The sequence below is a fragment of the Streptomyces sp. SID12501 genome (assembly GCF_010550245.1).
Taxonomy (GTDB): Bacteria; Actinomycetota; Actinomycetes; order Streptomycetales; family Streptomycetaceae; genus Streptomyces.
Genome location: NZ_JAAGLU010000500.1, coordinates 1 through 483, shown reverse-complemented (window position 1 = coordinate 483; position 483 = coordinate 1). Strand labels below are relative to the sequence as shown.

1 protein-coding gene is annotated in these 483 nt (G+C 72.5%); it reads right to left on the bottom strand.

The genetic code is table 11. The annotated features are described in order from the left end of the window. The coding region (locus tag G3I71_RS46975; RefSeq protein WP_203733134.1) for a hypothetical protein at nucleotides 1-483 on the bottom strand (483 nt) is incomplete at both ends.

The following is a 483-nucleotide window of genomic DNA, read 5'->3' as shown; positions in this document are numbered from 1 at the left end:
CCCGCGTCGGACCGCGCCTTGATGCTCGCGATCATCTGGTTGGCGAACACCATGAGCGAGTACGCGTCGAACGTGCCCGCGTACCCCTGCACGAGGCCCTCGACGTCCGCGACGGTGCGCGGCGCGTACGTCGAGAGCTGGTCGAGGAACGACGTCACGCGTGCGCTCGTCGGGCCCAGGTCGAGCGCGTCGCGGAACAGCAGCTCGAGACCCGGCAGGCCCTGCGTGAACAGCGGGTTCATCCACTCCCCGGCGCCGACGAGCGTCTCGACGAGCATCGCGGCCTGCTGCGCCTCGAGGAACGCCCCGGCCTGCTGGCCCTGCTGCGCGAGGTCCCTCGCGTCGACCGACGCGGTCGCGGCCGCGTCGAGCAGGCCGGACGACGCGAGCGTCGTGCGGATCTCCGCGGGCAGCGCCTCGAACCGGCGGAACGCGGTGTCGTAGCGCGCGAGCGTCGCCTCGAGCTTCGCCGAGACCTTGTCG